At 43.3% G+C, this 1,057-nt stretch carries 2 protein-coding genes; one reads left to right on the forward strand and one right to left on the reverse strand.

The annotated features are described in order from the left end of the window. Positions 1-53: 53 nt before the first annotated feature. Positions 54-359 (forward strand): RNA-binding protein, encoded by a 306-nt coding sequence (locus F6K51_RS38065; RefSeq protein ID WP_075900939.1) that lies wholly within the window; start codon positions 54-56, stop codon positions 357-359. Between the two features lie 441 nt (positions 360-800). Here the strand turns inward: F6K51_RS38065 and F6K51_RS38070 are convergent. After that, the coding region (locus F6K51_RS38070) for a hypothetical protein (RefSeq protein WP_293031554.1) at positions 801-1,057 on the reverse strand (257 nt) is incomplete at its 5' end.

Raw genomic sequence — 1,057 nt, forward strand, 5'->3', positions numbered from 1 at the left:
AGCATGCCTCCGAAATTTCTATCTCTACATAAATCAAATTTTGGAGATATTGTATGTCTGTCTACGTTGGTAACCTTGCACGTGAGGTGACAGAAGAGGATCTGAAATCTGTGTTTGAAGAATATGGCCAAATCAAGCGAATTCACATGCCCACCGATCGCGAAACAGGTCGCTTAAGGGGCTTTGCTTTTGTGGAAATGAACACAGAGGAGGAAGAAGCAAAGGCCATTGAAGAGCTTGATCGAGCTGAATGGATGGGGCGCGAGCTCAAAGTCAATAAAGCCAAGCCTCGGGAAAAAAGAAACTCATTTGGGGGCAATCGCGGCAGAGGTGATAACTTCGGTGCTCGTCGCTACTAAGCTCGCTTTGATCTAAATCAAAACCCAATTCTCTGGTCTGAGGACAGGGCAGGGGTTTTACCCCTGTCAAGTTCTACGCTGCGCGTCAGAATTTAGGGAGTAATCCTGGTAGGGTAAAGCAAACCCGAACTATAGTTGAAAGATACTAGTGTGCGTAGGATTGCTGTCTATAAGTGGATTGAAGGCATCTCAAACTCTTTGATTCAGACAAGTATGGACTTTTAAGACCTAGAGTAGGAAAACCCACATAGGTAGTGTTCAGATCGAGAATCACACTAGTTGTAGTGTGTGAGTTAACCAAAAATATCATTAATTCGGTATTGCTGAATCAAGGAATGAATATGAGTGGGGTGGGCATCCTGGCTGCCCGAAAATATTGAGAAGGGGCAAGATGCCCATTCCAAAAAACTCTTCAAATCATTCCATTATTAAGCAAAGCCATTAATTCCACGGCTCATAGCTAAAGTCAGTTTTAAGCGATATATTGTAGCAAACTCTGCAGGCTGAAGCGTGGAAATAAACCATCACAGTTCCCTTGACAAGGAGTAAGGAAAAAATAAGGATTTGAGAGCCTGCTTTTGGCAGGCTAAATTCGGATTTCCTTGCCATAGACGAGTGCAGGCTATCCAGGTGCAATATTATGATTTTTAACGGACTTGAGATATGAGCCATTCGTTTTAAAAACTGGCCGGATGCCA

This window comes from Moorena sp. SIO3I8, assembly GCF_010692325.1.
Lineage (GTDB): Bacteria > Cyanobacteriota > Cyanobacteriia > Cyanobacteriales > Coleofasciculaceae > Moorena.